Source organism: Roseospira navarrensis (assembly GCF_009601025.1).
Lineage (GTDB): Bacteria > Pseudomonadota > Alphaproteobacteria > Rhodospirillales > Rhodospirillaceae > Rhodospira > Rhodospira navarrensis.
Genome location: NZ_WIVE01000010.1, coordinates 24,801 through 51,574, shown reverse-complemented (window position 1 = coordinate 51,574; position 26,774 = coordinate 24,801). Strand labels below are relative to the sequence as shown.

The window sequence follows — 26,774 nt, the reverse complement described above, 5'->3', positions numbered from 1 at the left end:
CGATTCCCATCGGGCCCCGGGACCGGGGACCCGTCCCGTCGGATCCGCCCGGTCCCGTCCCGGCATGCTGCGGTCCCTGCACTTTATCGTGTTCTGTGCCGACCTGGTGGTGCTGTGCGGGGCCGGGCTGGGGCTCTATCACGTCTACGGGATCTTTGACGGGTTCCTGCTCTACTACGTGGGCATGGTGTTCGCCGTGGCCGCAGCCTTCGTGACCCAGGCCACGGTGCTGAAGCTCTATGACTGGCGTTTCTTCCGCCTCAACGCCGCGCGGATGGCGCCCACGTTCTGGGCCGTGCTGTTCGCCTTCGGCGCCGGGCTGCTGATCGCCTTCGCGCTCAAGACGACGAACTACTATTCCCGGCTCTGGGGGGTCTCGTGGGTCCTGTCGTTCATGGCCTACATCGTGGTCAGCCGCGCCGTCCTGATGGGTTACTTCGGCTTCGCGGAGCGACGCGGCTATGCCGCCCGCAAGGCTGTCATCGTGGGCGCCGGCGAGATCGGCCGCGATGTGCTGGCCCACTTCCGCAAGTTCGGCAGCCAGGGCATCGACGTCATCGGGTTCCTGGACGACCGCATGGAGCGGACCGATCCGGTGGTCGGGGGGCTGCCGGTGCTGGGGGATACCTCGCGGATCGAGGATCTGGTGCGCACCGGGGCCATTGACCTCATCATCCTGGCCTTGCCCTGGAGCGCCTATCAGCGGATCGCGGGCCTGGTCCAGGCCTTTGCCATGTGGCCGGTGGACATCTACATGGCGCCGGACTGTCTGGGGCTGCGCTTTGCGGACCGTCCGGTCTACCGCATCGGCGGCATGCACGTGCTCAGCCTGAAGGACCGGCCGATCAGCGACTGGAACGCGGTCATCAAACGGGCCGAGGACCTGGCGATCGCCGTCCCGGCCCTGATCCTGCTCAGTCCGCTGCTGGCGCTGACGGCGCTGGCGATCCGGCTGGAATCCCGGGGGTCGGTGCTGTTCGTGCAGAAGCGCTACGGCTTCAGCAACAACCTGATCCCGGTCTACAAGTTCCGCTCCATGTATCAGGACAAGACCGACCCCGGGGCCGCCACCCTGACGCAGGTGAACGACGCCCGCGTGACCCGGGTGGGGGCCTTCATCCGCCGCACCAGCATCGATGAGCTGCCCCAGCTCTTCAACGTGATCCAGGGCACCATGTCCGTGGTCGGCCCGCGCCCCCATGCCGTCGAAGCCAAGGCGGGCGGGCGGTTGTATGAAGAGGTCGTGGCCCCCTACGCCAGCCGGCACCAGGTGAAGCCGGGCATCACCGGCTGGGCGCAGTGCCACGGCCTGCGCGGCAACACGGACACCGAGGACAAGATCATCGCCCGCGTGGAGCACGACCTGTACTACGTGGAGAACTGGAGCCTCTATCTGGACTTGGTGATTATTCTGAAGACGGCGGTCCAGATCGTGCGGGGGGACGACAATGCCTACTGACGGCGACCACCCCGGCGGCCGGCGGGGCGTTCTCATCGCGTCGCAGTGGTACTGGCCGGAGGTGGCCGGCAGCGCGCCGCCGGTGCAGCAGATGGCCGAGATCCTGGCCGCCGATCCCGCCGTGGGGTCCGTCACCGTTCACTGCGCGCGCCCGTTCTATCCGCACCGAGAGGTCCTCGCGGACTGGCGGGACGGTCGCCGGGACGACGAGACCCACACCGGCGTGACCATCCGCCGCCTGCCCATGCCGCCGCCCAAGGGCGCGGGTATCCGCGCCCGGCTGGGGCCGGAGCTGCTGTTCGCGGCGCGCCTGTGGGCCCGCTTGAGACGCCGCAGCACGCATCGCGACGCCATGACCGTGGTGGCCGTCTGCCCGTCCATCCTGACGGTGGTCGCGGTGGCGGCGGCCCTGCCGCGCCGGATCCGCCGGGTCGCCGTGGTCCACGACGTGCAATCGGGGCTGGCGGCCTCGTTGAAGCTGGCGTCGTCCGGGGCCGTGCTCTGGCTGCTGCGGCGGGTGGAGCGGGCGGCGCTGAACCGGATGGATGAGATCATCACGCTCTCGCCCGCAATGACCGAGACCCTGCGGGACCTGGGCGTGCGCACCCCGGTGCGCATCGTGCCGCCCACCATCGACGACGATCGGATCCGGCCCCGGCCGGAGCCCGCCGGACCTGTCACGCTGCTCTACAGCGGCAACGTGGGCCGCAAACAGGGGCTCGATCAGCTTCTGGGCATGGCCGAGGCCATCCGGGATCGGGCGCTTCCGGCCCAGGTGGTCATTCGCGGCGACGGCAATTACAAGGCCACCCTGATGGACCACGCCACGGCGCGCGGCCTGGACGCCGTGGTGCGGTTCGAGCCCTTCTGTCCGCCCGAGGCGTTGGCGGAGGGCATGGCCGCCGGGCATGTCCATCTGGTGCCGCAGGATCCGGCGGGCGCGGCCTTCGCCGTGCCGAGCAAGATCTATGCGATCATGGCGGCGGGGCGGCCGTTCGTGTGCACGGCGGTGGCGGGCTCGCCCATGGACGGGATCCGCAAGGCCGCCGATGCGTTCGTGATCTGCCCGCCCGAGGACGGGGCGGCGCTGGCCGATGCGGTCCAGGCGCTGATCGACGCTCCGGCGGAGCGCGCCCGGCTGGGCCGCAACGGCCGCGCCTATGTGGAGGCCACGGCCGGCAAGGCGGCCTGCCGCGCGGCCTACCGCGCGGCCGTGCTGGGTCATACCGCACAACGATGCGGATGACTCTTTCGACACAGGGTCGCCGCGGCGTCCCGTCAGGATGAGTCTTTGTTTTGTTCGCCGCAGCGCCCCTTCGGGGCGCGCGGCTCCGCCGCCCCCGGCCGCCCTTGGGCGGCCATCTGTAGAACGGCGCCGCGATGCGGCGCCGAGGGCGCCGGCCCAGTCGGGCCGGCCAGCCGACGAAAAGGATGAACCTTTCCGTCGGCCGGTATCACTCCGCGCAGTAGCGCAGGCTCTCGTCCGGCGTGGCGTCCGGGTAGAACGTCACGATGGCGTCCGAGCGGACCACGAACACGGCCTCGTAGGCGTTGCCGTTGTCCAGGATGCGCGCCCGGCAGGCTCCGGTTCCCGACGACAGCGTGGTCCGCGAGTCCCGATAGGCCTTGGTGACCTCGAACAGGATGTCCGACGCGGTCAGGCCCAGGGCATAGCCGTTGATGCACTTGATGCCGGTGCTGCCGTCCGGCGCGCGGAACTGAGTGCCGGCGGTGTAGATGGGTGGCGCGGTCTCCTCGATGGCGCAGCCGCCTTCCAGTCGGCCGGCCCAGCCGTTCAACTGCGCCTGGGCATAGCGGCCCATGTAGTGCATGCCGCCCAGCTTCCAGCGGGAGCCGTCGCGCTGGTCCGGCTCGCCGCAGAAGATGTGGCGGAAGCCGCCCTCGGCGAACCAGGCGTCCACAAGCTTCGTCACGTCATCCGTCTGCAGCGTGGCCAGCAGCGAGGCCCGCAGGCCCGGCCGCGCCTCCAGAAAGCCTTCGAAGGCGCCGCGGGCGACGGGGGCGCCCCAGTCGCCGCACAGCTCAAGCACGTCCGCGTCCACCTCGCCCAGCATGGGCGGCGGCGGGGTCGGGTCGTCCGCGCCCCGGTCGATGCGGTCGAAGTACCAGGGATAGGCGGTCGAGGACCGCGAGATCAGCGTGCCGGTGGTCAGCGTCGTGAGCAGGTCGGGCGGCGGATCGCCGGGGCGGGCCGCCGGCGCGGCCTCCGGCGTGGCGTCCAGGTCGGCCGTCTCGCCGGGCGCGGGCAGGGGCGTCACCTGCAGGTCGCCGGAGGCAGGGTCGGCGCCCGGGTCCACGGGCGCGGTGGTGTCAGAGGTCTCGGGGCCCCGGTCGTAAAGCTGCAGACGGCCGCATTCGCGCGCGACCCAGCGTTCCAGCGGCTCGGCTCCGGGCACGCGCAGGCGAATCCACGCGCCGTCTGGCCTGTTGATCTCGAAGGCCCCGTACACCGTGCCCGGCGTCAGGACGACCATCCCCGGATTGGTGCCGGCGTTGAAGCTCTGATAGCCGGGGCACTCGGCGCGGGCGGTGAAGGTGCCCTCGATGGCCACGGCGGCGCGGGCGGACGCGGAGAACGGGCCCGCCAGGGCGACGCCGAGCGCGAGCACGGCCGGAAGGGCGGCCATGCGGGCGGCGCGGGCGAACGGGACGCGATGCAGGGGCGGCATGGTGTGCGGTCCTCGCTGGTCTGGTCGGAGGGATGCGGGTCAGGATACCCGCAACCGTGGCGGCTTTGCGGCGGTTGGGGGGCGATGGAACGATACCCCGGGCGGGCCGGCGTCAGGCCACGTCCGGACCCGTGTGGGTCGGGCGCGGCTGGTGCTGCGGCGGGGGATAGGCGGCGCGGGGCGGCGCGGCCGTGTCGGTTCCGGCGGCGGCGCCCGGAACGGGCACGGCCGGGCGGGCGGCGCTGCCCGCGCCCGGATCGTCCACCGTGGTGGGGGGCGTGGGAATGTTCTGCCCGGTCGCCGCGCAATCGTCGCGCAGGGATTCCACCAGCCGCTGCACCCGGTCCGCGCTGTGCTCGCGGGTGTCGCGCAGATACATCGCCCCGAGCTGGAGGCTCGATTCCAGCGCCTCGGCCACACTGCCGGTCACGCCGTGCCGCACCAGATCGGCCACATGGGCCGGGTCGCGGGCCCGGGCGAAAACGGGGATGGCCGGGTTCATGCGCCGCACGGCATCCACGGCGCGCTCGGCGGTCTCGGCCTGATCCAGGGTGACGATGACGGCGCGGGCTTCGTCCAGACCAGCGGCGCGCAGCACCTCGGCCCGGCTGGCATCGCCGTAGTAGACGTCCTGGCCGGTTCGCCGCGCCTGGGCGACGCGCTGGGCGTGCAGGTCGAGCGCGCGATAGGGGGTGCCGGTCGCCTCCAGCATCCGGACCACGATCTGCCCGACCCGGCCATAGCCGGCGATGATGACGTGGCCGCCGCTGGAGGGCTGGCGCTCCGCCGGGCGCGGGCCGAGGCCCGACAGCGCCCGTTCCGGCTTGCTGGGCAGCAGGTGGGGCAGCAGCTTCACCATCAGCGGGGTCAGGGCCATGGTCAGCGAGATGACCAGGATCAGCAGTTGGGTGGTGGCCAGATCGATCAGGCCGGTCTGAGACGCCAGGGTGAACAGCACGAAGCCGAACTCGCCGCCCTGGCACAGCAGCACGGCGACGCGGATGGCGTTGTCGCGGCCGATCCCCATGCCCCAGCCCAGGCCGAGCAGGATCGCCCCCTTGAGACCCAGCAGCCCGGCCACCAGTCCGGCCACCAGCAGCCCGTTGTCCATGGCCGCGCCGACGTCGATGCTCATGCCGACGGCCATGAAGAACAGACCGAGCAGGAAGCCCCGGAACGGCTCGATGTCGGCCATCACCTGGTGCCGGAACTCGGATTCCGCCATCAGCAGGCCGGCCAGGAAGGCGCCCATGGCCATGGACAGCCCGACTTCCTGCATCAGGAAGGCCACGCCCAGCACGATCAGCACGCTCAGGGCGGCGAAGACCTCATGGTTGCGGGCATCGGCCACGGCCCGATAGAGCGTGCTGAGCAGGTAATGCCCGGCCACGATCACCAGGGCAATCGCGCCCAGCGCCATGCCCACCTGCAGCGCGGTGTCCTGCCAGCTCTCCACGTCGGGTCCGGGCGACAGCAGGGAGACCAGGACCAGCAGCGGCACCACGGCCAAGTCCTGGAACAGCAGAATCCCGAACGCGGCGCGGCCGTGGCGGCGGCCGAATTCGCCCCGGTCGGCCAGGATCTGCAGGCCGATCGCCGTCGAGGACAGGGCCAGGCCGAACCCGACCACGATGGACGCCGGAACCGACAGGCCGAACAGCCAGGCCAGCGCGGCGAGCAGGACGCCCGTCCCCCCAAGCTGCGCGGTGCCCAGCCCGAACACATCCTTGCGCAGGACCCACAGGCGGGCCGGCTTCAACTCGATGCCGATCACGAACAGCAGGAACACCACGCCCAGTTCGGCGAAGTGGAGCAGGTCCTCGCCCTCGGTGAACATGCCCAGGCCCCAGGGGCCGATCAGCAGGCCGGCCACCAGATAGCCGAGGACCGATCCCAGGCCGAGACGCTGGCAAATGGTGACGCACAGGACGGCGCCGGCCAGCAGGGCAAGAACATCGAGGGCTGAAACGTGGCTCAAGGGCAACGGCTCCTGGTCCGGAAGGGCGGGCGCACGGGAGGAGGGACCCTCCTCCCCAGAGACTACCTTCCTGAGTCGCCGGCTGCCACCCTTTACCGGCCCGGACCGGCCGGCGACGCCGTGACCGTTTGCGGACAAAAAAAAGGACCGGCCGGAGCGGATCCGGCCGGTCAAGTGACCACGCCCCAAGGAACTGGAGGGGGTCGGTTCCATGCGGAGCGTGGTGGGGAGCCAAGGGAGGCGCGGCACGCAGGGGCCGCGTCTCCCAATCAGGGGGACAGCGCGCGTGCGATCAGTTCGGCAGCAGCACGGTGTCGATGACGTGGATGACGCCGTTGCTGGCCATCACGTCGGCGGTGGTGACGGTGGCGCCGCCGACCATGACGCCGGAGCCGGTGGCATCGATCGACAGCGGAATGCCGGCGACGGTGTCGGCCTCAAGGGCCTGGCCCGCGATGTCGCCGCTGGTCACCTTGCCCGGCACCACATGATAGGTGAGAATGGTGGTCAGGGTTTCGCGGTTCTCGGGCTTCAGCAGGTCCTCGACGGTGCCGGCGGGCAGCTTGGCGAACGCGGCGTCGTTGGGGGCGAACACGGTGAACGGACCCTCGCCCTTCAGGGTCTCGACCAGTCCGGCTTCGGAGACGGCGGCCACCAGTGTGGTGAAGGCCTTGGCGTCCACGGCGCGATCCACGATGTCCATGGAGCTTGCGGCGGACGCCACCTGGGCCCCCGAGGCAGCGGTGCCGTAACCGGAGCCGCCGGCCAGGGCGACGCCGGCGCCGAAGACGGTCGCCGTGGCGAGGGCGCCGGCGGCAACAAGAGAGCGGGGGAAGAGCGTGCTGGTCATGGGGGTGGGAGTCCTTTCGACGATGGTTGGACGGGTCCTGACGGAACAAAGACCGGAGACATCCCCTGGGTGGCGCCGGATTGGCTTTCCGGTCACCGATTGTTGCTTCTCGTTACGGGCGCATTCTGATCGCGGATCACGGGGGTGGGCAAAAAACCGACCTGTGGGGTCGGATACGGTCCCGGGCCCCGTTTGCGCCATGTCCCCAACTCGCTCGGGGTTTACCCCGCCCGGGGCGGTGCCTTAAAAGAAGGCCCTTGCGCCGGTCGTGGGCACACCTTGCCAGGCCATGCCCGGGCCGGCCGCATGAACGCCGCGCGCGGCCCGCGCGCGCCAGCAGGGAGCGCGCCCCGCCCCGACGGGCAGGGCCATCATGCCATGATCCGTATCGAGGACCTGACCCACGTCTATCCCGGCGGCCGGCGCCAGTCGCCCCGCACGGCGGTATCCGATCTGACCCTTCATGTGCCGGACGGCCGGTTCACCATCCTGTCCGGCCCGAACGGCAGCGGAAAGAGCACCCTGTTCCGCATCCTGTGCGGGCTCGCGCGTCCCAGCCGGGGGCGCGTTCTGATCGGCGGCCGCGATCTGTTGGCCGATCCGGCCTCGGCCCGCGCGCTCATGGGCGTGGTGTTCCAGAGCCCGGCCGTGGACAAACACCTGAGCGTGCAGGAAAACCTGATGATCCACGGGGCCCTGTACGGCCTCAAAGGCAGTGCCTTCCGGGCGCGCCTGGACGAGGCGCTGGCCTGGACCGACCTCACGGGCCGCCTGGGCGACCGGGTGGACACGCTGTCGGGCGGTCTGGCGCGTCAGGTCGAGCTGGCCAAGTGCCTGCTCACGCGGCCGCGCCTGCTGCTGCTCGACGAGCCCACGACGGGCCTCGACCCGGCCAGCCGCCGCAGTTTTCTGTCCGCGCTGACCCGCCTGCGGCGCGAACGGGGGATGACGGTGCTGATGACCAGCCATATCTTCAGCGAGGCCGAGGATGTGGACAGCGTCGCCATCATGGCCGAGGGCCGCCTGCTGGCCTACGACACGCCCCAGGCCCTGCGCGCCCGCCTGTCCGGCGACGTCCTTGTGATCGACAGCCCGGAGCCGGACACGCTGGCCGCCCGTCTGCGCGACGACATGGGGCTGGGCGCCATCCGCCACGGCGACGAGCTGCGGGTGGACGAGTTCCCGTCGGGCATCGACGCCGTGGTGCTGCTGGAGCGGGTGCTGGCCGGCTACCGTGACCTCGTGCGCGGGATCACGGTCAAGCAGCCGGCCCTTGAGGACGTCTTCATTCATGTCACCGCCGAGGCCCGCGCCGCTCGTCGCGTCGGCGCCCCGGAGTCCCAGGAGACCGCCGCATGACCGTCGCCGGCAAGGCCCACACGCCCCACGCGTCCGAGACCGGCGCCGCCGTTTCCCGTTCCGACGACGGCGCGGTGCCCGAAGCGGCCGGCGCCGCCCTGTGGTCCGTGGGCGCGGCCCTGGCCCGGCGCGAGTTCACGCGCTTCATCCGCCAGCCGCACCGGGTGATCGGATCCATCGGCCAGCCGCTCATATTCTGGCTGCTGCTGGGCGCCGGCCTGACCCCCAGCTTCAATGCCCCCGGCCTGGAGGGCATGACCTACCTGGAGTATTTCTATCCCGGTGTTCTGATGATGCTGATCCTGTTCGCGTCGGTGTTCGCGTCGATCACCATCATCGAGGATCGCGACCAGGGCTTCCTGCAGGGTGTGCTAGTCGCGCCGGTGCCGCGCCTGGGCATCGTGCTGGGCAAGGTGGGCGGCGCCTCCATGGTGGCCCTGTTCCAGACCGCGATTCTGCTCGCCGCCGCACCCTTTGTCGGCATGACGGTGGGGCTGGGCGGGGCCGTGCTGCTGGCGGTGACGCTGGTGCTGATCTCGCTGGGGTTCACCGGGCTGGGGTTCCTGTTCGCCTGGGGCATGAAGTCCACCGCCGGGTTCCATGCCATCATGATGGTCATCATGATGCCCATGTGGGTGCTGTCGGGGGCCTTCTTCCCGATCGAGGGCGTGCCGGGCTGGCTGCACGGCATCATGATGGTCAATCCGGTCACCCACGCGATGACCATCCTGCGGGCGCCGTTCTACGCCGATCCGATGACCCTGTTCGCTCAGGGCGGCTATCTGCTGTCGTTCGCCGTCGTGCTGGTCTGGGTGGTGGGCTGCCTGATCCTGGCCGCCTTGCGGGTCAGCCGGCGCGACAAGGGCGTGGTTTCGGCCGGGTGAAACCGCCACACGGGGTGGGGACACCCCTTTCGGGCGAGGCGGGCATGGTGTAAAAGCCGGCGATCGTCTCCCCCCTGATCCGGCGTGCCGCCATGTCCTCCGTCCGCCCCGTGCCGCCCGTCCTTGTCGCGCTGGATACCGCCGACCTGTCCCAGGCGCAGGCCTGGGCGCGGGCCGTCTCGGCGGCCGGCTGCGGCCTCAAGCTGGGTCTTGAGGCCTTCTGCGCCCACGGCCCCGACGGCGTGCGGACGGTGACGGACGCGGCGGCGGCGGCCGGCGCGGACCCGGCGCTGTTCCTGGACCTGAAGTTCCACGACATCCCCAACACCGTGGCCGGGGCCGTGCGCGCGGTGGCGCCGCTGGCCCCGGCGATCGTGAATGTGCACGCGGCCGGCGGCGCGGCCATGATGCGGGCGGCCCTCGACGCCGCCGGCGACGCCGCCCACCGCCTGGGCCAGCCGCGTCCGCGCGTCATCGCCGTGACGGTGCTGACCAGCCTGGACGACGCGGACCTTGCCGCCACCGGGGTGACCGGCGCGGCCGCCGATCAGGTGCGCCGCCTCGCCGCGCTGACGGTCGAGTCCGGCCTGGACGGCGTAGTGTGCTCGGCGCACGAGGCCGCCGTGCTGCGCGCCGATCTGGGGCCCGACCCGCTGCTGGTGACACCCGGCGTGCGCCCCGCCTGGGCCGCCGCGGCGGGCGACCAGAAGCGCATCATGACGCCCGCCGATGCCCGCGCCGCCGGGGCCAGCCATCTGGTGGTGGGCCGCCCGGTGACCGGCGCGCCCGATCCGGGCGCGGCGGCCCGGCGCGTGCTCGACGATCTGGCGGCGTGACGGAGGACCCGCGAATGCCGCCCAAGCGCGTCGAGATCAAGATCTGCGGCCTGACCGATGTGGATGCGGTGGACGCCGCCGTCGCCGCCGGCGCGGACTGGCTGGGCGCCGTGTTCTTTCCGCCGTCGCCCCGCGCCGTCACGGCCGAGGACGCCGCCGAGCTGTTCGACGCCCTGCCGGAGACCGTGGGGACCGTCGGTCTGTTCGTGGACCCGGACGACGCCCTGCTGGACCACGTGCTTCATCATGTGCGGCTCGACCTGATCCAGGTGCACGGCCGGGAGACTCCGGAGCGCATCGATTCCATCCGCCTGGACTTCGGGCTGCCGGTCATGAAGGTGCTGGGGGTCTCCACGGCCGCCGATCTCGAGGCCGCGCGGGCCTATGTGGACCACGCCGACCGCCTGTTGCTGGACGCCAAGCCCCCGGCCGGCGCCGATCGCCCCGGCGGCCATGCCGTCCCCTTCGACTGGTCCATCCTGGCCGGCTGGCGGGCGCCGCTGCCGTGGATGCTGGCGGGCGGCCTGACGCCCGAGACCGTGGCCGAGGCCATCCGGGCCACCGGCGCGCCGGGGGTGGACGTGTCCTCCGGCGTGGAGCGGAGCAAGGGGATCAAGGACCCGGCGCTGATCGACCGCTTCTGCGCCGCCGTGCGCGCCACCGAGGGGAGCCCCCGCCGATGAAAGCCGCCCCCTTTCGCCAGCACCCGCAGCGGGAGCAGCTCATCGGAGAGTTGCACGCGCGCCCCTCCGATCCGCTGCGCGCGCCGCTCCGGGTCTCGCAGTTCACCGTCCTGTCGGGCGAGCACGGGGCCGAGACCGACCATGCCCACTTTTCGGCGCTGTGCGCCCGCAAGGGGGGCTCCGCCCCGGCGGCCGGGGCGAAACAGCACATCGCCGACTTCGGCGGCCTGACGGCCAAGTGGGAGCGCCACACCGAGTTCAGTTCGTTCACCTTTTATCGCCGGGCGCACGTTTCCGATCCGTTCGACAAGACGGTGATCGACGAACTGCCGCACGAATGGCTGGCCGATCTGCCGGGCGAGGTGCTGTCGGCGCTGCATCTGGCCATGCTGCCGTGCGACGCGGAGATCCCGGGCGCCGAGGAAATCTCGCTGCGCTATTTCAACGGCAACCCGCTGGTGGCCAATACCGTCGCCGGCGGCAAGGGCCGCGTCTGGGCGGATTTCCGGCTGCATGCGGACGGCTTCACGCGCATGCTGCTGCAGGACTGCGGCCTGGACGCCCGCCACGCCGGGCGCACGGTTCAGCGGCTCATCGAGATGAACACCTATCGGGCGCTCGCCCTGCTGTCGCTGCCGCTGGCCCAGGACACCATTCCCCGGCTGCGGGTGATCGACGAGAGCCTGGCCATCGTCAGCACGCGCATGGCCGATGCGGCGGACCAGACCACGGATGCGGAACTGCTGGGCCGCCTGTCCCAGTTGTCCGCCGACATCGAGAGTCTGGCGGCGCGCACGAGCTATCGGTTCGGGGCGACCCGGGCTTATTACGGACTGGTGCGCCAGCGCCTGCGGGACCTGCGCACCGACCGCCTGGAAGGCTATCTGACCATCGACGGCTTCCTGGAGCGCCGCATGGGGCCGGCCATGTCCACGTGCGAATCGGCGGCCGAGCGCCAGGAATCCCTGGCCCAGCGGGCCTCCCGCATCGGCAGCCTTCTGCGCGCGCGGGTCGAGGTGGGGCTGGAGCGCCAGAACAGCGACCTGCTCAACAGCATGAACGAGCGGTCCCGCATCCAGCTCAAGCTGCAGGAGACGGTGGAGGGCCTGTCCGTCGTGGCCATCAGTTATTACGCCGTCGGCCTGGTGGGCTATCTGTTCAAGGGCCTGAAGGACGCCGGCCTGCCGGTCAACGTGGGCATCGCCACCGCGCTGTCGGTGCCCGTGGTGGCCGGGCTGGTCTGGTACGGCATCCGCCGGGCCAAGCGCGCCGTGGTGAAGCGGCGCGGCCGGGACTGAGCCCGGCCGTCAGTCAGCGCCGCGGGATCAGCCGCATGACCTCGTCAAGGTCCTCGGGACCGGACAGCGAACACTTCAGATCCCGAAGGTGGCCGTCCTCCAGCGCGTAGATCCAGCCGTGCACCTGGAGGTCCTGGCCGCGCGCCCAGGCGTCCTGGACGATGGTGGTGGCGGCCACATTGCTGGCCTGGGCGATCACGTTCAATTCGCACAGGCGGTCCACCTGGGCGTCGTCGCTCAGTCCGGCCAGGTCGGCGGCATGCGCGGCGATGATCTTCTTGATCGGGCGCAACCAGTTGTCGATGAGCCCGAACGCCTGATGACTCAGCGCCGCCTTGACGCCGCCACAGCCGTAGTGGCCCCCGACGATCACGTGCCGGACCCTCAGAATATCAACGGCGTACTGGAGGACCGTCAAAAGGTTCAGGTCCGACGCGATCACCATGTTGGCGACGTTGCGGTGGACGAACAGTTCGCCCGGATCCAGTCCGACGATCTCGTTGGCGGGCACCCGGCTGTCGGAACAGCCGATCCACAGGAACTCCGGTGTCTGCTGGGTGGCCAGGCGGTGAAAGAAATCCGGATCACCCGCGGTCTTGCGCTCGACCCAGCGGGCATTGTTGCCGAACAGTCGCTCGACACCCATGCGGCATCCCTCCTCTGGCATGGGGCGGGCCGGGCCCGGCCCGGCGGTGGCGCTCGTGTACAGGACACCGGGGCTCCGGGCAAGAGGGGGCTAAACCGGGACGCCGGGGCGGTGGAGTCGGCCAAGGGAGCTCATCGCAAAGCGGGCATTAGAATCGGACCGCTCGTAAAAGGCGTTGCCGTGGCGTGCGCGGATCGTCTGACGCGCGGCATTAACCATAGTCTTTTATAAAAGCCTGTTGTTTCTGTGTAGGGCATATCACAGTCCGTCTTAATAAAAACCGAGAGAGCCCCCTGTCTTGTGCCGCGGCGACCGCTGAAGTGGTACAGTAAAGGTGTTGAAGGATGGCAGGATGGGGGAGGCAGTCATGTTCGCGGAAACAGAAATCGGCCGGTATATCTATATCGTCTATCTGGTCATGGCCGCCATATCCCAATACGCCACCCTGTAGGCCAACGGGACAGGTCACGGAACGGCAGGCCAGACAGGAAGAAGGCCCCGGATCGGTCGAACCGACCCGGGGCCTTTCGGTTTTTCCCATCGTGCGGGCTGCCGGCCGCCGGGGGGCGATCGCAGCGGCGGAAAACGTCATGGTGGCTGGGGCGCCAGGATTCGAACCTGGGATCGCGGGACCAAAACCCGCTGCCTTACCGCTTGGCTACGCCCCATCCGGGCCGGGCGGTGTCTGGCATCGCCCGGAGGGACGCAAACTTGTCCAAGCCCGCGTCCCTCGTCAAGCGGCAAGTGCGTGCCCCGCAGGGCCCCGCCCCGGGATTGCCGTTCTGTGACACGGATGGGGGGAACCCGCCTCAAGAGGTCCTTCAGTCGCCCCCGGCGACGCTTCGCGTCGCCGCAAAGGAGCGCGACCATCGGAACGATGGTCGCGGGGGCTCCCTCAGGATGACACACCTTTAATAGAGAATGTCATCCTGAGCGCCCGAAGGGCGTGGAGGATCTCGTGATCAGGCACGAACCATACACCCCTGTCATCCGAGTTCGGAGCCCTGTGCGGATCCTGGCGCCCCGCCCGGTGCGGGATCAGGCGGCCTCCCAGACATTCTTGAACTGCCCCTGGCTGCCGCCGTCGTAGAACACCTCGATGATCCGCTTGCCGAGCGGATCAAGCCGCGGGTCCTGGCGCAGGGGCTCCAGCTCGCGCCGGAAGAACGCCTTGAGCTGCTCGGCCCCCTCCCGGTACGCCTCGTCGCCCACCTCGGGCTGAAGGTTCACCTGGAGGAAGAAGTCGGGCACGTTGGCGCCCTCCACATGCATCTGGAGGAGCACATAGCCCAGCAGCGGCGTGTCCGCCCGGCGCAACTGACCGCGCCGGAAGCGGGCGCCGCCGCGCCGGGCCAGATACTCGCGGCCGATCCACTGCGGCATGAAGCCCACATGCCAGGCGCCGATGTGACTGTTCGGGAAGATGGCGAAGTCGGTTTCCGGGGTCTCGCGCACCTGCTTCAGCAGGATGTTGGCGAAGTCCACCACGCGGCCGGTGGCGAAGGGCCAGAAGGAGCCCACGCCCTCGCTCTGCAGGCCGGCGGTATCGACGATGCTGGGGTTGGCGTGCCCGCGCGGCGCGGCAAGCCGCCACATCCAGCCGAGCGCCGGCGGCAGGATGTGCATCATGCCGAAGATGCCGTAGGTGGGATTGTCGCGGGTACACGGCGGGGTGCGGATGCCCAGGGTGCGGATATCCACCTCGACCGGCTCGTCCTGGATGTTCGGCACCTCGTCGCGCGGCAGGATGACCCGCGGGTTGGGGCAGGGTTTGCCGGGCGCGTCCTCGGTGTGTTCCCAGATCAGCGTGGTCGCGTGCGGCACCCCCTGCACGTTGATGAAGATCAGCGGCTTGGAGGGCGCGGCGCAGATCCGCTCCAACTGCGGGTCGGTGCCGTAGCCGGTGATGTGATCGACCCGGACGAACCAGGCGTTCTCGGCGTCCATGGTGACCAGCTTGCCGCCCGGGCGCTGCAGGTGGGGATGGGACTGCGCCATGTCGTCGGTCACGGGATGCAGGCGGCAGGTCTGCGACAGCACCAGATGCCGCGTTTCATCGGTCACCAGGTTGTGACCCAGGCGCAGGCGGCCGTCATGTTCGCGGTGCGGGTATTCGAGCATTTCGCTCTTGCCGCCGCCGGACGCCCCCTCGTGCATGATGGTAAAGGTGTAGTCGTACGGCGTGACCACCTGAACCGTGGAGGCATGGTTGGTCACCCACCCCTCGGCCTCGCCGATATTCAGCAGGATGCCATAGACGCCCTTCTTCGCGCTCGGTCCCGGATAGAGGTTGAGCGAGAAGATCTCGTGCATGTCCTCGGTTCGGTTGTGAACCACCACCTGCTTGCCGTCGCACAGCGTGTGCCGGAACGGCGGCGCCAGGAAGATGAACGCCTGCGGCTTGAAATCCGCGCCGGCCGCGCTGCCGGCCACGTGGCCTTGCAGGTCCGCCAGACCGCCCGCGAAAAAGCCGGCATTCGCCGGCCCGATGAACAGACTGTCGTAGCCGTGCTCGGCGTGGCCGGAGCGGAACGGCACCAGGATGAGGTCCTGACCCGCCAGCCAGTCCAGAATCTCCTGCCGCGCGTCGGTGAACGGCACGCCGAAGCGGTCCTTGAAGCGGGGCTTGTCGGACGGGCCGTCGTCGGCCACCACCATGCTGTCGGGATCGCGGCGGCGCATGTAGGTGTCCACGTAGTTCACGGCGGCGCCGTTCTTGCCGCGGGACACCGTCGCCTCAAGGACCCAGCCCTTGCCCGGCGTGTCGTAGCCGACTTCAAAGAAATCGCATGCCGGACCGCCGCAGGCCTTCTCCAGCAGTTCTTCACGGCTTTCCGCGACGTAGACGCTGGGGGCGGCCTCGACGATGGCCGCCACATGGGGCGGCACCGGGAAGCGGACGCGGGCCGCGCCCGCGCCGGCGGTGTTCATGTCCATGACCTTGTCTCTCCATCGTTCGCCCACCCCATGTGCGGAGCCGGCAGGGTCAAGGGGGCTGCATGAAACGCTGTCCTTGGCGGCGGCAGGGCGCGTGCGCGGCCGCTCGCGCCTATCTGTGCCCCGAACGGGCGTTGGGCACATTGTGGCCCGGTCCCCTGATTTCAACCGGGGGCCGGGCCTGTCCTGCATGAAGAGTTGGTGGCACTGATCCGGCGGCGCATCGACCGGCGGCCGGGCGGCGCGACCGGGCGCCCGGTGCCCCGGACGCTGCGGGGCGGGCGGGTCAGGCGCCCGCGATGGCGTCCATGGCGCGGGCGAGCGCGATGTCCTTGTCCGTCACGCCGCCCGCGTCGTGCGTGGACAGGGTGACGGCGACGGTCTTGTAAACGTTGAACCATTCCGGGTGGTGGTCGGCCTTCTCGGCCTCCAGGGCGGCCCGGGCCATGAAGCCGAAGGCCTCGCTGAAGTCCTTGAAGGAGTAGGTCTTGTGGATCGCGTCGCGGTCCTCGACCTGATCCCAGCCGACCAGGGTGGCGAGGGATTCGGCGCGTTCGAGGTCGCTCAGGGGTGCGGACATGAAAGCCTCCTCGTGGTATGCCAACGGCCACGGACGATGTCCGTTGGAGTCCGGTGCCGTCCGTGAAAGACGATGAGGCTTCACGTTGGCCGCCTCGGCCCGTCCATCAACCCCCGCAGCCCGGCCCGTCTGTCATGACCGAGACCCCCGCGCGGTTCACCACGCCCCCGTCCCTGGCCGATCTGGAGGCCATGGCGCAGGAGGCCTTGGCCTCCATCCCCGGGCCCATGCGCCGCATGACGGCGGGGCTCGCCATCCGCATCGAGGACTTCCCCGACGAGGAGGTCTGCGCCGACATGGCGCTGGACAGCCCGTTCGACCTGCTCGGCCTGTATCAGGGCGTTGCGCTGCCGTTCAAAAGCGTCGCCGACGCCCCGGACGATCTCGACCGGGTGATTCTCTACCGGGGGCCCATCCTGGACTACTGGTGTGAAACGGGCGAGGACCTGACCCACGTGGTCCGGCACGTGCTGATCCACGAGATCGGCCACCACTTCGGCTTTTCCGACGACGACATGGAGGCCATCGAGTCCGAGGCGGACGAGGACGGGTTTTAGCGGTCAACCCAACATGACGGCCTGTTCAGCGCCGCCTGAGCAGGCCTCTCGAGATCCCTCGTCTCGCTAAGCTCACTCGGGATGACCCACTAAAATTATAGGATGTCATCCTGAAGCCGCGAAGCGGCTGAAGGACCTCGAGCGCGGGTCTCCGACCCCCTGCAAGGACCGGGAAGAGCGATCTCGTTAACCTGAGCCCGTCGCCCTGGCCCTCGCCCCCACCCGGCCACCCATCAGGATCCTGTCGTGGGTGCCGGGTGGGGGAGAGGGCCGGTGCCGCTCGTATCAGACCCTCAGAACGGCCGGCCCAGGCGCAGGAACACCGAGTGAGAGTCCAGCGCCGCCAGGCCCACGCCCAGAAACGCCGGGCCGAACGGGGTGTCAGCGCCCGCGAACAGGCTGCCCGAGTAGCGCAGGTCGTCCGGCAGCAGACCGCGGTTCCCCCAGACGTTCCCGGCCTCGATGGACGTTCCGGCGTACAACGGGACATCCAGCGGGCTGAACGTGCCGTCGGTCAGCCGCCGCATGTAGGTCAGAGCGCCGAGCAGGCGGTTCTGCCCCAGGAACCGGGTCTCGCCGTAGCCCGACAGCGACAGGAATCCGCCCAGGCCGAACAGGGCCGGCACGGGCGCTTCGCCGTCCAGGGTGTAGCCCGCCGCAAGGCGCGGCACCAGGGTGTTGGGGCCCCAGGACAGGGCGGTCCAGGCCTCCAGGTCGATCTGGCTGTACGACGCGTCGGCCCCCAGCGCCGGCAGGGACCGGCGGACCTCGGCCTGCACCAGCGACCCGGACCGGGGCCAGGTCACGCTATCGAGCGTATCCACGCTCACGCCGCCGAAGACGAACGCGCCCTGCAGCCGCGTGCCCCCGCTGGCGCCGCCCGAGAACGTCGGCTCGATCCACCCCGTCGCCAGCCGCAGACCGCCCCGGGCCGCGCCCCAGTCTCCCAGGGTGCGGGCCATCGAGGCCTCGCCCTGGATCAGCGCCAGATCGTACACGCCGGCCTGACGGCCGCGCGTTTCCGTGTACAGGCGGCGCTCACCCCGCTCGGCCGACAGCCGCGCGCCCAGGATCCAGTCCTGCCCGTCGTCCAGGGGCTGCAGCAGGCGGGCGGAGAGGGACGGCCGGTTGCCGATCTCGGCGCCCAGTTGCAGCGATCCGCCCCGGTCGTTGAGGGGCCGGAAGGTGTAGGCGGCCGACAGGCCGTAGGTGGCGTTGCCCTGGAAATCGTCCGACAGGCGCGCCCCGAACTGAATCGAGTCGGTCCCCCAGGCGCGCGCCCGGGAGATGATGACCAGCGTGCCGGTGCGGCCGTCGGCGGCGGGCTCCAGGCCCCAGTCCACGCGCTCGAACACGTCCAGGCCGTACAGCGTGGCCAGGTCGCGCTCAAGCTGATCCAGGTCCAGCGGGGCGCCCACCGTCTGGGTGATATAGCCCAGAATGACCCGGTCGCTCAGCGTGCCGTCGCCGTCCGAGCGGATGTCCGTCACGATCACGTTCGAGGTGTCCGGGTCGGCGTCGGAGACGGTGGCGTCCACCGCCACGGGTCGGGGCGCCGGCGGCCCGGCCTGGGCCAGCGTCTCCGCCAGTCGTCGCAGCGCGGGGGCCTGGGCCTCGGCCGCCTCGGCCCCCAGCCCCACCGCGTCCGCCACCCGGTCGAAGTCGGTGGCGGTCATGTCGCCCAGATCCGGCTCGATCAGGATGTCTCCGGGCCGCAGATTGGCGAGCTGCGCATTGGCGTTGGTGTCGATGGCGACGCTGATCATCTGGCCCAGGACGGCGAGCGGGCTGGTCATCTCGTCGCGCGGGCTCAGGTTGGCCGGCAGATTGACCACGATCAGCCGATCCGCCCCCATGGCGCGCGCCACGTCCACGGGCAGGTTGTTGACCACGCCGCCGTCCAGCAGCCACTGGCCGTCGATCTCCACCGGCGGAAACACGCCTGGCACCGACATGCTGGCGCGCATGGCCACGGGCAGACTGCCCGATCCCAGCACGACGGGGTGCCCGGACTCCACATCCACGGCCACGGCGCGGAACGGTCGGGGCAGGGCGTCGAAGTCCGAGACGTGGGCGGCGCCCAGGGTCAGCCGCTTCAGGATCAGGCCGATGCGCTGGCCCTGCACCAGTCCCAGGGGCCCGCCGACCGCGCCGTCCTCTCGCACCGCAAGGCGGGTGTCCACCAGATAGTCCAGGTCCTCGCGCCGCCTGTAATAGGGCCGATCCGCGCGCGGCGGGCTGTCCCGGAACGCGTCGGCCCAGTCCACGGCCTTCAGGGTTTCGGCCAGCTCGTCGCCGCTGCGGCCGGTGGCGTACAGGCCGCCGACCAGGGCGCCCATGGACGTGCCCGCGACCATGTCCACGGGCACGCCCAGGCGCTCCAGAACCTGAATCACGCCCACGTGCGCGGCTCCCAGGGCGCCGCCGCCGGCCAGCACGAGGCCGATACGCGGGCGGCCGGTTTCGCTGTGGGGACCGGCGGCCGCGGTCGGCGCGGCGGTCTGGGCGAGCGCCGACGGCGGGCTGAACAGGGCGCAGAGGAGGGCGAGGAGCAGGACGGGGCGGAGCATGGCCGGTGGGTTCCCTGGGGTTGAGGACCGGACGGATCGGCGCGGGGGATGCGGGGGGCCAGGAGTAGACCAGGGACGGCCCCGTTCGCGAAACATTAAAACGCCGTTAGGCCGGTGCGGGGATCGTTGATTTTCGCGGGGTTTCCTCCATATTCCTAGCCGAACAGGTCTCCCTCTTCTCCAGCCGAGGTGCAACCATGGCTCTCAATACCGACCGCCGTACCATGACTCGCAGTCAGGCGGAGGCCGCTCAGATCGATACCGGCCTGCGCTCGTACATGCTGCGGGTTTACAACCTGATGGCGTCCGGCCTGGTGCTGTCCGGCATCGTGGCCATGACCATCACCTACGTGCCGGCCGTCCGGTCGTTGTTTTACGTGCAGACCCCGGAGGGGCTGGCGCCGAACTTGCTTGGCATGATCGGCATGTTTGCGCCGCTGATCGTGCTGTTCGCGGCCATGTTCATGATCCGCTCGGCCAGCGCCGCGATGGTGCAGGGCATGTACTGGCTGTTCGTGGCCCTGCAGGGCATCGGCCTGTCGATGTTGCTCCAGGTCTACACGGACGAAAGCGTGGTGCGGGTGTTCTTCATCACCGCCGCCGCCTTCGCGTCCCTCAGCCTGTTCGGCTACACCACCAAGCGCGACCTGTCGGGCATGGGCAGCTTCCTCATCATGGGCGTGTTCGGCATGCTCATCGCGATGGTGGTGAATATCTTCCTCGCCAGCAGCATGATGCAGTTCATCATCTGCGCCGTCGGTGTGCTGGTGTTCTCGGGGCTGACGGCCTACGACACCCAGCGCATCAAGGAGGAGTACAACGTCAACATGGACAGCGAGACGCTGTCCAAGGGCGCCACCATGGGCGCGCTGTCGCTGTACATCAACTTCATCAACCTGCTTCAGTTCCTGCTGTACTTCCTGGGCAACCGCGAATAGTCAGCATGGATCGCCCGGCCGCCGCCCATGGATGGCGGCCGGCGCCGCCAAAGCACAAGGGCTCCGGACCATCGGTTCGGAGCCCTTCGTCGTTCATGGGATGCCGTGCGGACGGGGGCGCGCCTCAGAACCCCCCGCCGGTGATGGAGGCCATCAGCTTCCGCGCCTCCGGGCCGACGCCCATGTCCTCCAGGATCATGTAATAGCCCTGGGCCACGCTGGCCTTCATGGCGGGCAAGGCGGAGCCCGGGTCGTTGTACAGCGTCTCCCGCGCCCGGTTCAGATCGTGGAGGGCGAGCGCGAACTTCTCCAGGTACTTGGCCTTCAGGTCCTCCACCTCGGCGCGGGTGCGGTTGAGGTCGCGGCGCAGCGCGTCGCGGTCCGCCCGGGCGGCCTCGGCAGCCCGAATCGCCTCGTCGCGCTCCGCCTCCACGCTGCCCAGGGCGGCGCGGACCGCCTCCAGGTCCTCGCGCGCGCGGGACAGCTCGACGGAGGTGCGGGCCTGCCGCCGCTCGCGGTCGATCAGGATGCGGTTCATCCGCCCCATGGCGGCCCGCTGGTCCTTGATCGCGCCCAGGGCCTCCGCGAGACGCTGGTTGAGCGCGCGCATGTCGCGCCGCGTCTCTGCCATCTGGGCGGCATCGTCCAGGCCGCCGCTGGCGGCGATGGCCTTGATGCGGCGGAACATCCGCACGTAGCCCGCGATCAGCGCCGTCTGCACGGGCATGTCCGGGATCAGCCCGGCGGCGGTCAGGCGGTCGCGCCCGGCGCGGTTCGCGCCGATGGCGGTCACGGCGGCGGCCAGGGCCTCGTCCAGAGCGTCGTCCGGGACGGCGACGGCCAGGGTCACCCAGGTGCGGATCACGTCGGGCTCGCGCGGATCGCCGAGCGGGCGGGGCGTGCCGTCCTCGGTTTGAAGGGCTTGCGACAGGGCTTCGGCCAGGGACGGTGCCGCTGACGGCGCCGCCGCGCCGGCGGCCTCAGCCGGCGTCGCCGTGGTTGCTTCTGCGGGCACGGGTGATCTCGCTTTCCAGTTCGGCGATATAGCGGGAGGCCTGATCGAGCAACTCGTTCAGCCGCTGGTTCTCGTGGCGCAACTGGGCGACGATCCGGCTGGCGTACATGGCGTGCCGCAGGGGATCGGAGACCTCGGCGGCTTCCGTGCCCAGGGTGCGCCGGGCCGGCACGCCCTGGCCCGGACGGGGCTCGGGCCCGGGGGCGACCGTCACCGTCAGGCTGCCGCCCAGGATGTCGTCGATCGAACCGCCCACATCCTCAAGCTGGGCCCGCGCGCGGTCGAGCGCGTTCAGGGCCTCCGCGCCATCGGCGCGCAGGGCCATGGACAGGACCTTGCGGAATCTGTCTCGGTCAAAGCGGGACCAGTCCATTGATACTCCACGCTTTCGTGCCGCGACTCTTTCGAGTCCGGACGGGGCCCCTCCCAGTGACGACCCATTCTGACGGATCGCGCCGCGTGCGTCGAGGGCGGGAGCGGCGCCCGGGCCCGCGAAACAGTCTTGCGCGGGAGAATATGCCCACGAAACGAAAGGGGTTGTCTGGCGCCCCGACCACCCCACATACTGTACAGACCCCTAGGACCAGAACCATCACCGATCCTCCACACCACCGATCCAAGCCTGACGAGGAGTGCCGATCATGCTGAAGACTGCAACCGTGGCCTTCGCCGCCGCCCTGTTCGCCTCGTCCGCCGCGATGGCCTGCAGCGGCTGGAAGTCCGCCGAAACCCCGACCAAGCCGATCACCACGGCGCAGGCCGACTCCGGGTCCCAGAGCAGCGCGCCCTGGGCCGGCGAGGCCGCCAAGAACTAGGCACGCGCCTGCGGGCATCGATGCCGAGAGTCCCCGGCAGGGGGACCGGACGGGCCGGCTGTTCTGGGCAGCCGGCCCGTTTGTTGTCTGTGGTGACCCCCCGTCACGTCGGGCGGCGGCGGCGGCGCATCAGCGCCAGCGTGTTGTTGACCACGATGGCGCCGATCACCAGCGACCCGCCGACCAGAGTCATCAAGGGCGGCTGTTCGCCCACCCCGACCCAGGCCCACAGCGGCCCCAACGCGGTCTCGATCAGCGCCAGCAGGGCGACCTCGGCCGCCGGGATGTAGCGCGCGCCGCTGGTGTACAGCGACAGGGCCAGCGGCGACACCACGGCCCCCATGATGCCGATCACGATCATGTCGTGTGCCGTGATGCCGAACGGGTTGCAGAACGGCAGCACGGCCAGGGCGCTGAGCAGACCGCCCAGGGCCACCGGCGGAATGGTGTCCCGGTCGCCGGCCTTGCGCATCAGCACCAGGGCCAGGCCCAGGGCGACGGGGATCGACAGCGCCACAAGGTCGCCGATGAGCGTGCCGCCGCCCAGGCCCACCGATCCGCTCATGATGATGACCACGCCCAGGAACGACACCGACATGGCGATCCATGTGCGGGTCCGGACCCGCTCGCGGATCAGGACCAGCCCGAACAGGGCGCTGAACATGGGGATGGTGGCGATCACCACCAGCGTGTTGGCGACCGTGGTCAGCATCATGGCGACCACGAAGGAAATGTTGGTCACCGCCATCATGAGTCCCGCCAGCAGGCCGAGCGGGCCCATCGCGCGCACATGCGCCACGGCGCCCCGGCCCCGGTGCAGGGCAACCACGGCGCACAGCACCAGACCGAGCAGCAGGCTGCGCCAGAACACGACCTGGAGCGAATCGGCGTCCTGCACCATCTTGACGAGCATGCCGTCGGGGCTGATGACCAGCATGCCGGCGGCGGACAGAAGAAGGCCTTTCAGGTGCAGGGGCATGGGCATGGGGGTGTCCGGAACTGACAGGAGGGAACAGGGGAGGCTCGACCATGTCACGGCCCCCTCTGGAACTCAAACCCCTTGGCCCGTTGCCCCCACGGTGACGGGCTCAGGTTAACGGGATCGCTCTTCCAGGTCTTTGCAGGGGGTCGGAGACCTGCGCTCGAGGTCCCTCAGCCGCTTCGCGGCTTCAGGATGACATCCTATAGTTTTATACCAGCGGCGGGTGAGTGTGACTCACCCGCCGAGCGGCACCGGCCCGCTCCCCCACCCGGCCACCCCAAGGATACTCTCGTGGGTGGCCGGGTGGGGGAGCGGGCCGGCCACGGACTTCAACGGTCATCATCAGATGCCGTTGGTATTAGTGTGTCATCCCGAGTGAGCGAAGCGAGACGAGGGATCTCGAGAGGCCCGCTCCGACAGCTCGGAACAGGCCGTCATGTTAACCTGAACCCGTTGCCCCAGGGCAATCGGGTGAAAGGGCGTGTGGCCTCGTCGCCGTCGCGTAGGGCGGACACGCCGCCGCCCCTTTCCCAAAGGGAAATGCGGCGGAGGCAATCCGCCCCACCGCCGCAATACGGCGGGTTGCGCCGTCGGCGCGAACCCGCCGTACGAGGTCTCGCAGGTCGCCAAACGTGCCTTCACCCGATTGTCCTGCCCGTTGCCATGGGCCCGTTGCAAACGACAACCGCCCCGGCCGTGGGAGCCGGGGCGGTCTGCGGAGCCGAGAGCGGGGCGGGTCACATCAGCCGGCGCTGCTGCGCAGCATCCACGCGGTCTTTTCGTGGGTCGCCAGCCGGCCGGTGAGCAGGTCGGCGGTGGCCTCGTCGCCCACGTCGGCGGCCTCGACGATCAGCGCCCGCAGGCTGCGCGCCATGGTGTCGTGATCGGCCGCCAGATCGGTGACCATGGCATCCGCGCCGCGCGGGGCGTCCGGGGCATCCTCGATCGGGCTCAACTCGGCGAAGCGGGCGAGGCTGCCCGGCGCGAAGACGCCCAGGGCGCGGATCCGCTCGGCCAGATCGTCACTGGCGGCCTGCAGGTCCGTGTACTGGGTCTCGAACAGAGCATGCAGGCTGTTGAACCGGGGGCCGGTCACGTTCCAGTGGTAGTTCTGGGTCTTCAGCGCGAGCGTGTAGGTGCCCGCCAGCACCGCGGCCAGGCCCTGCGCAATGCCGGCGCGAGCGTTGTCGTCGAGGCCGATGCTGATGGGCGCGGTCTGGGTCTGGGTCGTCATGGGAAATCCTCCTGTCTGTGGTGTCGTCCCGGGGCCGGCTGTTCGCCGCCCCACCGTTGCCCCAGACAATGAGGGTTTCTTTCTGAGTAATCCAGTGAATTAAATTGGCCGAATTATGCCATGAAACCGATCATAACGCCTTCATTAGAAGGTGTAGCGCATGCGGAGGGTCGCCTGCGCCTCCGGTGGCTCCAGCGAGATCGCGGCATCCTCGAAATCGGGCAGCGAGGGCACCACGGACGGGTCGCGGGTGAAGCCGAAGCCCTCCAGCGGGACGCCGAACAGGCCGGTATCGAACTCGCCGTTGCCGTTCTCGTCGTGAAAGACGGCGATGGCATACCGGCCCGGCGGCAGCCCTTCGACCAACAGCCGGACCGTGCCCGCTTCGGCCGGGGCCTTGGCGCCCAGGCGCTTGCGGTCGGCGTCCAGAAAGGCGTCCGGGGTGTCGTAGACGGCCACGTAGACCGTGCCCTCGGCGCTGGACACGTTGGTGATGGTCAGCGCCAGCGGGGCCGCCGCGGGGGGTGTCTCGGCCGCCACCGGCACGGCGGGCGCGACGGCGGCGAGGCTCAGCAGAAGGGCGGCGCAGCGCAGGGGGCGCCGGCGCCGACCGCCGGGGCATCCTGTGGACATGAAGACGATCTCCGTCAGGCGGACAGGAAGGTGGGGAGACTCCATGGGCCGGAGCCTAGGGGTGAGGACCACGTGGGCGGCCGGTCATGCGTTCGCCATAGCCGCAGTCGCATTTTTCCGAGCCCTTGATGAGCCGCGCCGACCATTCCACGGACCGGCTGCCGGGCTTGTCGGCCCGGTCCCACCCGAACTCGGCCCCGCAGCGCTGGCAGACCGTGTTGGGCGGGCGGTGCTGCTCGCCCGATCCGGAGGCCGCCGGCCGCCCGGCGCGCGACCGCAGGCCAGCGCGCTTGGGCGGCGGGATGAGAACGCCCGGTTCGGGCTTGCGAGAGGGGGGCGTGGCCACCGGATGGGTCTCCGCGCTGGTCGGGACGGGGCAGTCTAGCGCGCCTCGGCCGCCCCGGACAACACCGGCCGGATGCGCGCCATGGCGGCCTCGGTCGTGGCCGCGTCGTGGACCATGGCGAGCCGCAGATAGGGCGCCCCCGGGTTGAACCCGCCCGCGTCGGCGCGCCCGAAATAGGCCCCCGGCACCACCTTCACCCCGGCCTCGGCCCACAGGCGTTTCGCCAGCGGCTCGGCCGCGTCGGCGCCCACCTCCAGCCACAGGAAGAACCCGGCCTCGGGCCAGGCGAAGCCCGGCAGGTCTCCCAGATACGTTTCGGCGATCTCGAAGTTCCGTCGGTAGTAGGCCCGATTGACCGCCACGTGGTCGTCGTCGGCCCACAACCGGGCGGCGGCGGCCTGCGAGGGCAGGGGGATGAACACCGCGCCGTAGTCCCGCAGCTTCATGAACGGCTGCAGAATGCGCGGATCACCGGCGCAGAACCCGGCCCTCAACCCGGCGAGGCTGGACCGCTTGGACAGCGAGTGGAACACGACCACGTTGTCCAGCGTGCCGTCCAGCGCCAGCGCGGCGTTCAGGGCGCTGGGCGGCGGCGCGCCGTAATAGAGTTCGGCATAGCACTCGTCCACGACCAGGCAGAAGTCGTACTCTCGCGCCAGCGTGATCGCCCGCTTCAGGTAGTCCAGGTCCGCCACCGAGCCCGCCGGGTTGGACGGCGAGCACAGATAGAACAGCGAGGTCCGCGCCCACATCTCGGGCGAGACCGCCTCCAGGTCCGGGAGATAGTTGGTCTCGCGCGTGGTGTGCAGGAACACGGGCTCGGCGCCCGCCGTCAGGGCCGCCCCGGCGTAGGTGTGATAGAACGGGTTCGGGATCAGCACGGCGGGCGGCCGGTTCGAGCCCTCGACCGTGCGCGGCGTGACCACCTCGGGCAGCAGGTACAGCCCCTCGCGGGTGCCCGCCAGGGGGGCGATGGACTCGCCGGCGCGGATGGTGCCGGGGGGCAGGCCGAAGCGCCGCTCCAGCCAGCCGATCATCGCGGCGTTCAGCGCGTCGGTGCCGCGCGGGCTGACGTACTTGCCCCACAGGTGAGCGTTCTCAGTCAGGGTTTCGGCCACGTAGGCGGGGTAGGCGTTCTGGGGCTCGCCCACGGACATCAGCAGCGGCGGCGGGTCGGCCGGCGGGGTCACGTCGGCGATCAGCGCGTTCATGCGGGTGAACGGGCTGTCCGGCAGGGCGTCGAGCACGGGATTGAGCATGGCGGACCGGGATCGGTTGGAGGACGGTGGAGGATACGGGGCCCACTTTCCTCCAACCGCTGCTCCGTGTCCACGGTGGGGCTTGGGCTGGCGTGGCGCCGAACCCGGAGCGCCGGTCTGTGATACGGATGGGTGGCAAACCGCCTCCCGAGGTCCTTCGGTCGCCCCCGGCGACGCGTCGCGCCGCCGCAAAGGAGTGCGACCATCGGAACGATGGTCGCGGGG

General features: G+C 70.2%; 24 protein-coding genes and 1 tRNA gene. 10 read left to right on the top strand and 15 right to left on the bottom strand.

Translation table 11 applies throughout. The features are described 5' to 3' along the window. The first annotated feature begins 64 nt into the window (after positions 1 to 64). Together GHC57_RS05295 and GHC57_RS05290 are read left to right on the top strand one after the other, a co-directional pair. Complete coding sequence (locus GHC57_RS05295; RefSeq protein ID WP_170294693.1) at positions 65 to 1,459, top strand: undecaprenyl-phosphate glucose phosphotransferase; 1,395 nt, start codon at positions 65 to 67, stop codon at positions 1,457 to 1,459. Then, entirely contained in the window at positions 1,449 to 2,705 is a 1,257-nt protein-coding gene (locus GHC57_RS05290; protein WP_153341918.1) for a glycosyltransferase family 4 protein, read from the top strand. Before GHC57_RS05295 ends, GHC57_RS05290 begins: the two co-directional genes overlap by 11 nt. A gap of 208 nt (positions 2,706 to 2,913) precedes the next feature. Here GHC57_RS05290 and GHC57_RS05285 read toward each other — a convergent pair whose 3' ends face one another. From GHC57_RS05285 to GHC57_RS05275, 3 genes are all read right to left on the bottom strand, one after another. Then, positions 2,914 to 4,149 carry an EndoU domain-containing protein gene (locus GHC57_RS05285; protein WP_153341916.1) on the bottom strand — a complete coding sequence of 412 codons (1,236 nt, stop codon included), beginning with the start codon at positions 4,147 to 4,149 and terminating at the stop codon, positions 2,914 to 2,916. Positions 4,150 to 4,261: 112 nt separating this feature from the next. Continuing rightward, positions 4,262 to 6,127, bottom strand: coding sequence for a monovalent cation:proton antiporter-2 (CPA2) family protein (locus GHC57_RS05280; RefSeq protein ID WP_170294692.1), 1,866 nt, complete (start codon positions 6,125 to 6,127; stop codon positions 4,262 to 4,264). A gap of 292 nt (positions 6,128 to 6,419) precedes the next feature. Continuing rightward, positions 6,420 to 6,977 carry a fasciclin domain-containing protein gene (locus GHC57_RS05275; RefSeq protein WP_153341912.1) on the bottom strand — a complete coding sequence of 186 codons (558 nt, stop codon included), beginning with the start codon at positions 6,975 to 6,977 and terminating at the stop codon, positions 6,420 to 6,422. A 378-nt stretch (positions 6,978 to 7,355) separates the two neighbouring features. On the opposite strand from GHC57_RS05275, the gene GHC57_RS05270 reads away from it, so the two are divergent. The 5 genes from GHC57_RS05270 (at position 7,356) to GHC57_RS05250 (ending at position 12,037) form a co-directional block, all read left to right on the top strand. Next, positions 7,356 to 8,336 carry an ABC transporter ATP-binding protein gene (locus tag GHC57_RS05270; RefSeq protein ID WP_153341910.1) on the top strand — a complete coding sequence of 327 codons (981 nt, stop codon included), beginning with the start codon at positions 7,356 to 7,358 and terminating at the stop codon, positions 8,334 to 8,336. Continuing rightward, complete coding sequence (locus GHC57_RS05265) at positions 8,333 to 9,220, top strand: ABC transporter permease (RefSeq protein WP_153341908.1); 888 nt, start codon at positions 8,333 to 8,335, stop codon at positions 9,218 to 9,220. The genes GHC57_RS05270 and GHC57_RS05265 overlap by 4 nt, the downstream gene beginning before the upstream one ends. Positions 9,221 to 9,312: 92 nt before the next feature. Continuing rightward, positions 9,313 to 10,056: an orotidine-5'-phosphate decarboxylase gene (pyrF, locus tag GHC57_RS05260; protein ID WP_153341906.1), complete on the top strand. Its 744-nt coding sequence runs from the start codon at positions 9,313 to 9,315 to the stop codon at positions 10,054 to 10,056. A gap of 14 nt (positions 10,057 to 10,070) precedes the next feature. Beyond that, positions 10,071 to 10,739, top strand: coding sequence for a phosphoribosylanthranilate isomerase (locus GHC57_RS05255; RefSeq protein ID WP_153341904.1), 669 nt, complete (start codon positions 10,071 to 10,073; stop codon positions 10,737 to 10,739). Next, positions 10,736 to 12,037 (top strand): DUF3422 family protein, encoded by a 1,302-nt coding sequence (locus GHC57_RS05250; protein ID WP_153341902.1) that lies wholly within the window; start codon positions 10,736 to 10,738, stop codon positions 12,035 to 12,037. The genes GHC57_RS05255 and GHC57_RS05250 overlap by 4 nt, the downstream gene beginning before the upstream one ends. A gap of 13 nt (positions 12,038 to 12,050) precedes the next feature. On the opposite strand, the gene can is transcribed toward GHC57_RS05250, so the two are convergent. From can to GHC57_RS05230, 4 genes are all read right to left on the bottom strand, one after another. Beyond that, positions 12,051 to 12,683, bottom strand: coding sequence for a carbonate dehydratase (can, locus tag GHC57_RS05245; protein WP_153341900.1), 633 nt, complete (start codon positions 12,681 to 12,683; stop codon positions 12,051 to 12,053). A 594-nt stretch (positions 12,684 to 13,277) separates the two neighbouring features. Continuing rightward, a tRNA-Gln gene (locus tag GHC57_RS05240) sits at positions 13,278 to 13,351 on the bottom strand. A gap of 370 nt (positions 13,352 to 13,721) precedes the next feature. Then, the gene (locus GHC57_RS05235; protein ID WP_211369122.1) at positions 13,722 to 15,620 is read right to left on the bottom strand and encodes a DUF4914 family protein; all 1,899 of its coding nucleotides are present in this window, start codon (positions 15,618 to 15,620) and stop codon (positions 13,722 to 13,724) included. A gap of 286 nt (positions 15,621 to 15,906) precedes the next feature. Further along, on the bottom strand, positions 15,907 to 16,200 hold the full coding sequence (locus tag GHC57_RS05230) for a 4a-hydroxytetrahydrobiopterin dehydratase (RefSeq protein ID WP_153341898.1): 294 nt from the start codon (positions 16,198 to 16,200) through the stop codon (positions 15,907 to 15,909). 134 nt (positions 16,201 to 16,334) lie between these two features. Between GHC57_RS05230 and GHC57_RS05225 the strand changes: the two genes are divergently transcribed. Next, complete coding sequence (locus GHC57_RS05225; RefSeq protein ID WP_153341896.1) at positions 16,335 to 16,757, top strand: metallopeptidase family protein; 423 nt, start codon at positions 16,335 to 16,337, stop codon at positions 16,755 to 16,757. 293 nt (positions 16,758 to 17,050) lie between these two features. Here the strand turns inward: GHC57_RS05225 and GHC57_RS05220 are convergent, their stop codons facing one another. Beyond that, on the bottom strand, positions 17,051 to 19,327 hold the full coding sequence (locus GHC57_RS05220) for a patatin-like phospholipase family protein (RefSeq protein WP_153341894.1): 2,277 nt from the start codon (positions 19,325 to 19,327) through the stop codon (positions 17,051 to 17,053). 224 nt (positions 19,328 to 19,551) lie between these two features. On the opposite strand from GHC57_RS05220, the gene GHC57_RS05215 reads away from it, so the two are divergent. Beyond that, the gene (locus GHC57_RS05215) at positions 19,552 to 20,265 is read left to right on the top strand and encodes a Bax inhibitor-1/YccA family protein (protein ID WP_246152147.1); all 714 of its coding nucleotides are present in this window, start codon (positions 19,552 to 19,554) and stop codon (positions 20,263 to 20,265) included. A gap of 124 nt (positions 20,266 to 20,389) precedes the next feature. Here the strand turns inward: GHC57_RS05215 and GHC57_RS05210 are convergent, their stop codons facing one another. Further along, positions 20,390 to 21,280, bottom strand: coding sequence for a hypothetical protein (locus tag GHC57_RS05210; protein WP_153341889.1), 891 nt, complete (start codon positions 21,278 to 21,280; stop codon positions 20,390 to 20,392). Next, complete coding sequence (locus tag GHC57_RS05205; RefSeq protein WP_153341887.1) at positions 21,246 to 21,605, bottom strand: hypothetical protein; 360 nt, start codon at positions 21,603 to 21,605, stop codon at positions 21,246 to 21,248. The genes GHC57_RS05210 and GHC57_RS05205 overlap by 35 nt, the downstream gene beginning before the upstream one ends. A 316-nt stretch (positions 21,606 to 21,921) precedes the next feature. Here GHC57_RS05205 and GHC57_RS05200 point away from each other — a divergent pair, with 316 nt between their 5' ends. After that, positions 21,922 to 22,095 (top strand): hypothetical protein, encoded by a 174-nt coding sequence (locus tag GHC57_RS05200; protein ID WP_153341885.1) that lies wholly within the window; start codon positions 21,922 to 21,924, stop codon positions 22,093 to 22,095. Between the two features lie 103 nt (positions 22,096 to 22,198). On the opposite strand, the gene GHC57_RS05195 is transcribed toward GHC57_RS05200, so the two are convergent. From GHC57_RS05195 to GHC57_RS05175, 5 genes are all read right to left on the bottom strand, one after another. Then, positions 22,199 to 23,080: a DMT family transporter gene (locus GHC57_RS05195; protein WP_153341883.1), complete on the bottom strand. Its 882-nt coding sequence runs from the start codon at positions 23,078 to 23,080 to the stop codon at positions 22,199 to 22,201. A gap of 739 nt (positions 23,081 to 23,819) precedes the next feature. Continuing rightward, on the bottom strand, positions 23,820 to 24,311 hold the full coding sequence (locus tag GHC57_RS05190; protein WP_153341881.1) for a Dps family protein: 492 nt from the start codon (positions 24,309 to 24,311) through the stop codon (positions 23,820 to 23,822). Positions 24,312 to 24,455: 144 nt separating this feature from the next. Beyond that, a complete protein-coding gene (locus GHC57_RS05185; RefSeq protein WP_170294691.1) occupies positions 24,456 to 24,944 on the bottom strand; it encodes a DUF2141 domain-containing protein in 489 nt (162 codons plus the stop codon). Between the two features lie 55 nt (positions 24,945 to 24,999). Beyond that, on the bottom strand, positions 25,000 to 25,290 hold the full coding sequence (locus tag GHC57_RS05180; protein WP_343031115.1) for a hypothetical protein: 291 nt from the start codon (positions 25,288 to 25,290) through the stop codon (positions 25,000 to 25,002). A gap of 35 nt (positions 25,291 to 25,325) precedes the next feature. Further along, positions 25,326 to 26,549, bottom strand: coding sequence for an aminotransferase class I/II-fold pyridoxal phosphate-dependent enzyme (locus GHC57_RS05175; protein WP_153341877.1), 1,224 nt, complete (start codon positions 26,547 to 26,549; stop codon positions 25,326 to 25,328). Positions 26,550 to 26,774 lie beyond the last annotated feature (225 nt).

Excerpts from the sequence above, each read along its gene's own strand:
- GHC57_RS05190 (WP_153341881.1), bottom strand. The coding sequence starts at position 24,311 with ATGACGACCCAGACCCAGACCGCGCCCATCAGCATCGGCCTCGACGAC.
- can (WP_153341900.1), bottom strand. The coding sequence starts at position 12,683 with ATGGGTGTCGAGCGACTGTTCGGCAACAATGCCCGCTGGGTCGAGCGC.
- GHC57_RS05265 (WP_153341908.1), top strand. The coding sequence starts at position 8,333 with ATGACCGTCGCCGGCAAGGCCCACACGCCCCACGCGTCCGAGACCGGC.
- GHC57_RS05205 (WP_153341887.1), bottom strand. The coding sequence starts at position 21,605 with ATGGCCCTGCGCGCCGATGGCGCGGAGGCCCTGAACGCGCTCGACCGC.
- pyrF (WP_153341906.1), top strand. The coding sequence starts at position 9,313 with ATGTCCTCCGTCCGCCCCGTGCCGCCCGTCCTTGTCGCGCTGGATACC.
- GHC57_RS05185 (WP_170294691.1), bottom strand. The coding sequence starts at position 24,944 with ATGTCCACAGGATGCCCCGGCGGTCGGCGCCGGCGCCCCCTGCGCTGC.
- GHC57_RS05220 (WP_153341894.1), bottom strand. The coding sequence starts at position 19,327 with ATGCTCCGCCCCGTCCTGCTCCTCGCCCTCCTCTGCGCCCTGTTCAGC.
- GHC57_RS05250 (WP_153341902.1), top strand. The coding sequence starts at position 10,736 with ATGAAAGCCGCCCCCTTTCGCCAGCACCCGCAGCGGGAGCAGCTCATC.
- GHC57_RS05200 (WP_153341885.1), top strand. The coding sequence starts at position 21,922 with ATGCTGAAGACTGCAACCGTGGCCTTCGCCGCCGCCCTGTTCGCCTCG.
- GHC57_RS05295 (WP_170294693.1), top strand. The coding sequence starts at position 65 with ATGCTGCGGTCCCTGCACTTTATCGTGTTCTGTGCCGACCTGGTGGTG.
- GHC57_RS05275 (WP_153341912.1), bottom strand. The coding sequence starts at position 6,977 with ATGACCAGCACGCTCTTCCCCCGCTCTCTTGTTGCCGCCGGCGCCCTC.
- GHC57_RS05230 (WP_153341898.1), bottom strand. The coding sequence starts at position 16,200 with ATGTCCGCACCCCTGAGCGACCTCGAACGCGCCGAATCCCTCGCCACC.
- GHC57_RS05255 (WP_153341904.1), top strand. The coding sequence starts at position 10,071 with ATGCCGCCCAAGCGCGTCGAGATCAAGATCTGCGGCCTGACCGATGTG.
- GHC57_RS05225 (WP_153341896.1), top strand. The coding sequence starts at position 16,335 with ATGACCGAGACCCCCGCGCGGTTCACCACGCCCCCGTCCCTGGCCGAT.
- GHC57_RS05175 (WP_153341877.1), bottom strand. The coding sequence starts at position 26,549 with ATGCTCAATCCCGTGCTCGACGCCCTGCCGGACAGCCCGTTCACCCGC.
- GHC57_RS05270 (WP_153341910.1), top strand. The coding sequence starts at position 7,356 with ATGATCCGTATCGAGGACCTGACCCACGTCTATCCCGGCGGCCGGCGC.
- GHC57_RS05290 (WP_153341918.1), top strand. The coding sequence starts at position 1,449 with ATGCCTACTGACGGCGACCACCCCGGCGGCCGGCGGGGCGTTCTCATC.
- GHC57_RS05235 (WP_211369122.1), bottom strand. The coding sequence starts at position 15,620 with ATGGACATGAACACCGCCGGCGCGGGCGCGGCCCGCGTCCGCTTCCCG.
- GHC57_RS05285 (WP_153341916.1), bottom strand. The coding sequence starts at position 4,149 with ATGCCGCCCCTGCATCGCGTCCCGTTCGCCCGCGCCGCCCGCATGGCC.
- GHC57_RS05195 (WP_153341883.1), bottom strand. The coding sequence starts at position 23,080 with ATGCCCATGCCCCTGCACCTGAAAGGCCTTCTTCTGTCCGCCGCCGGC.
- GHC57_RS05215 (WP_246152147.1), top strand. The coding sequence starts at position 19,552 with ATGACTCGCAGTCAGGCGGAGGCCGCTCAGATCGATACCGGCCTGCGC.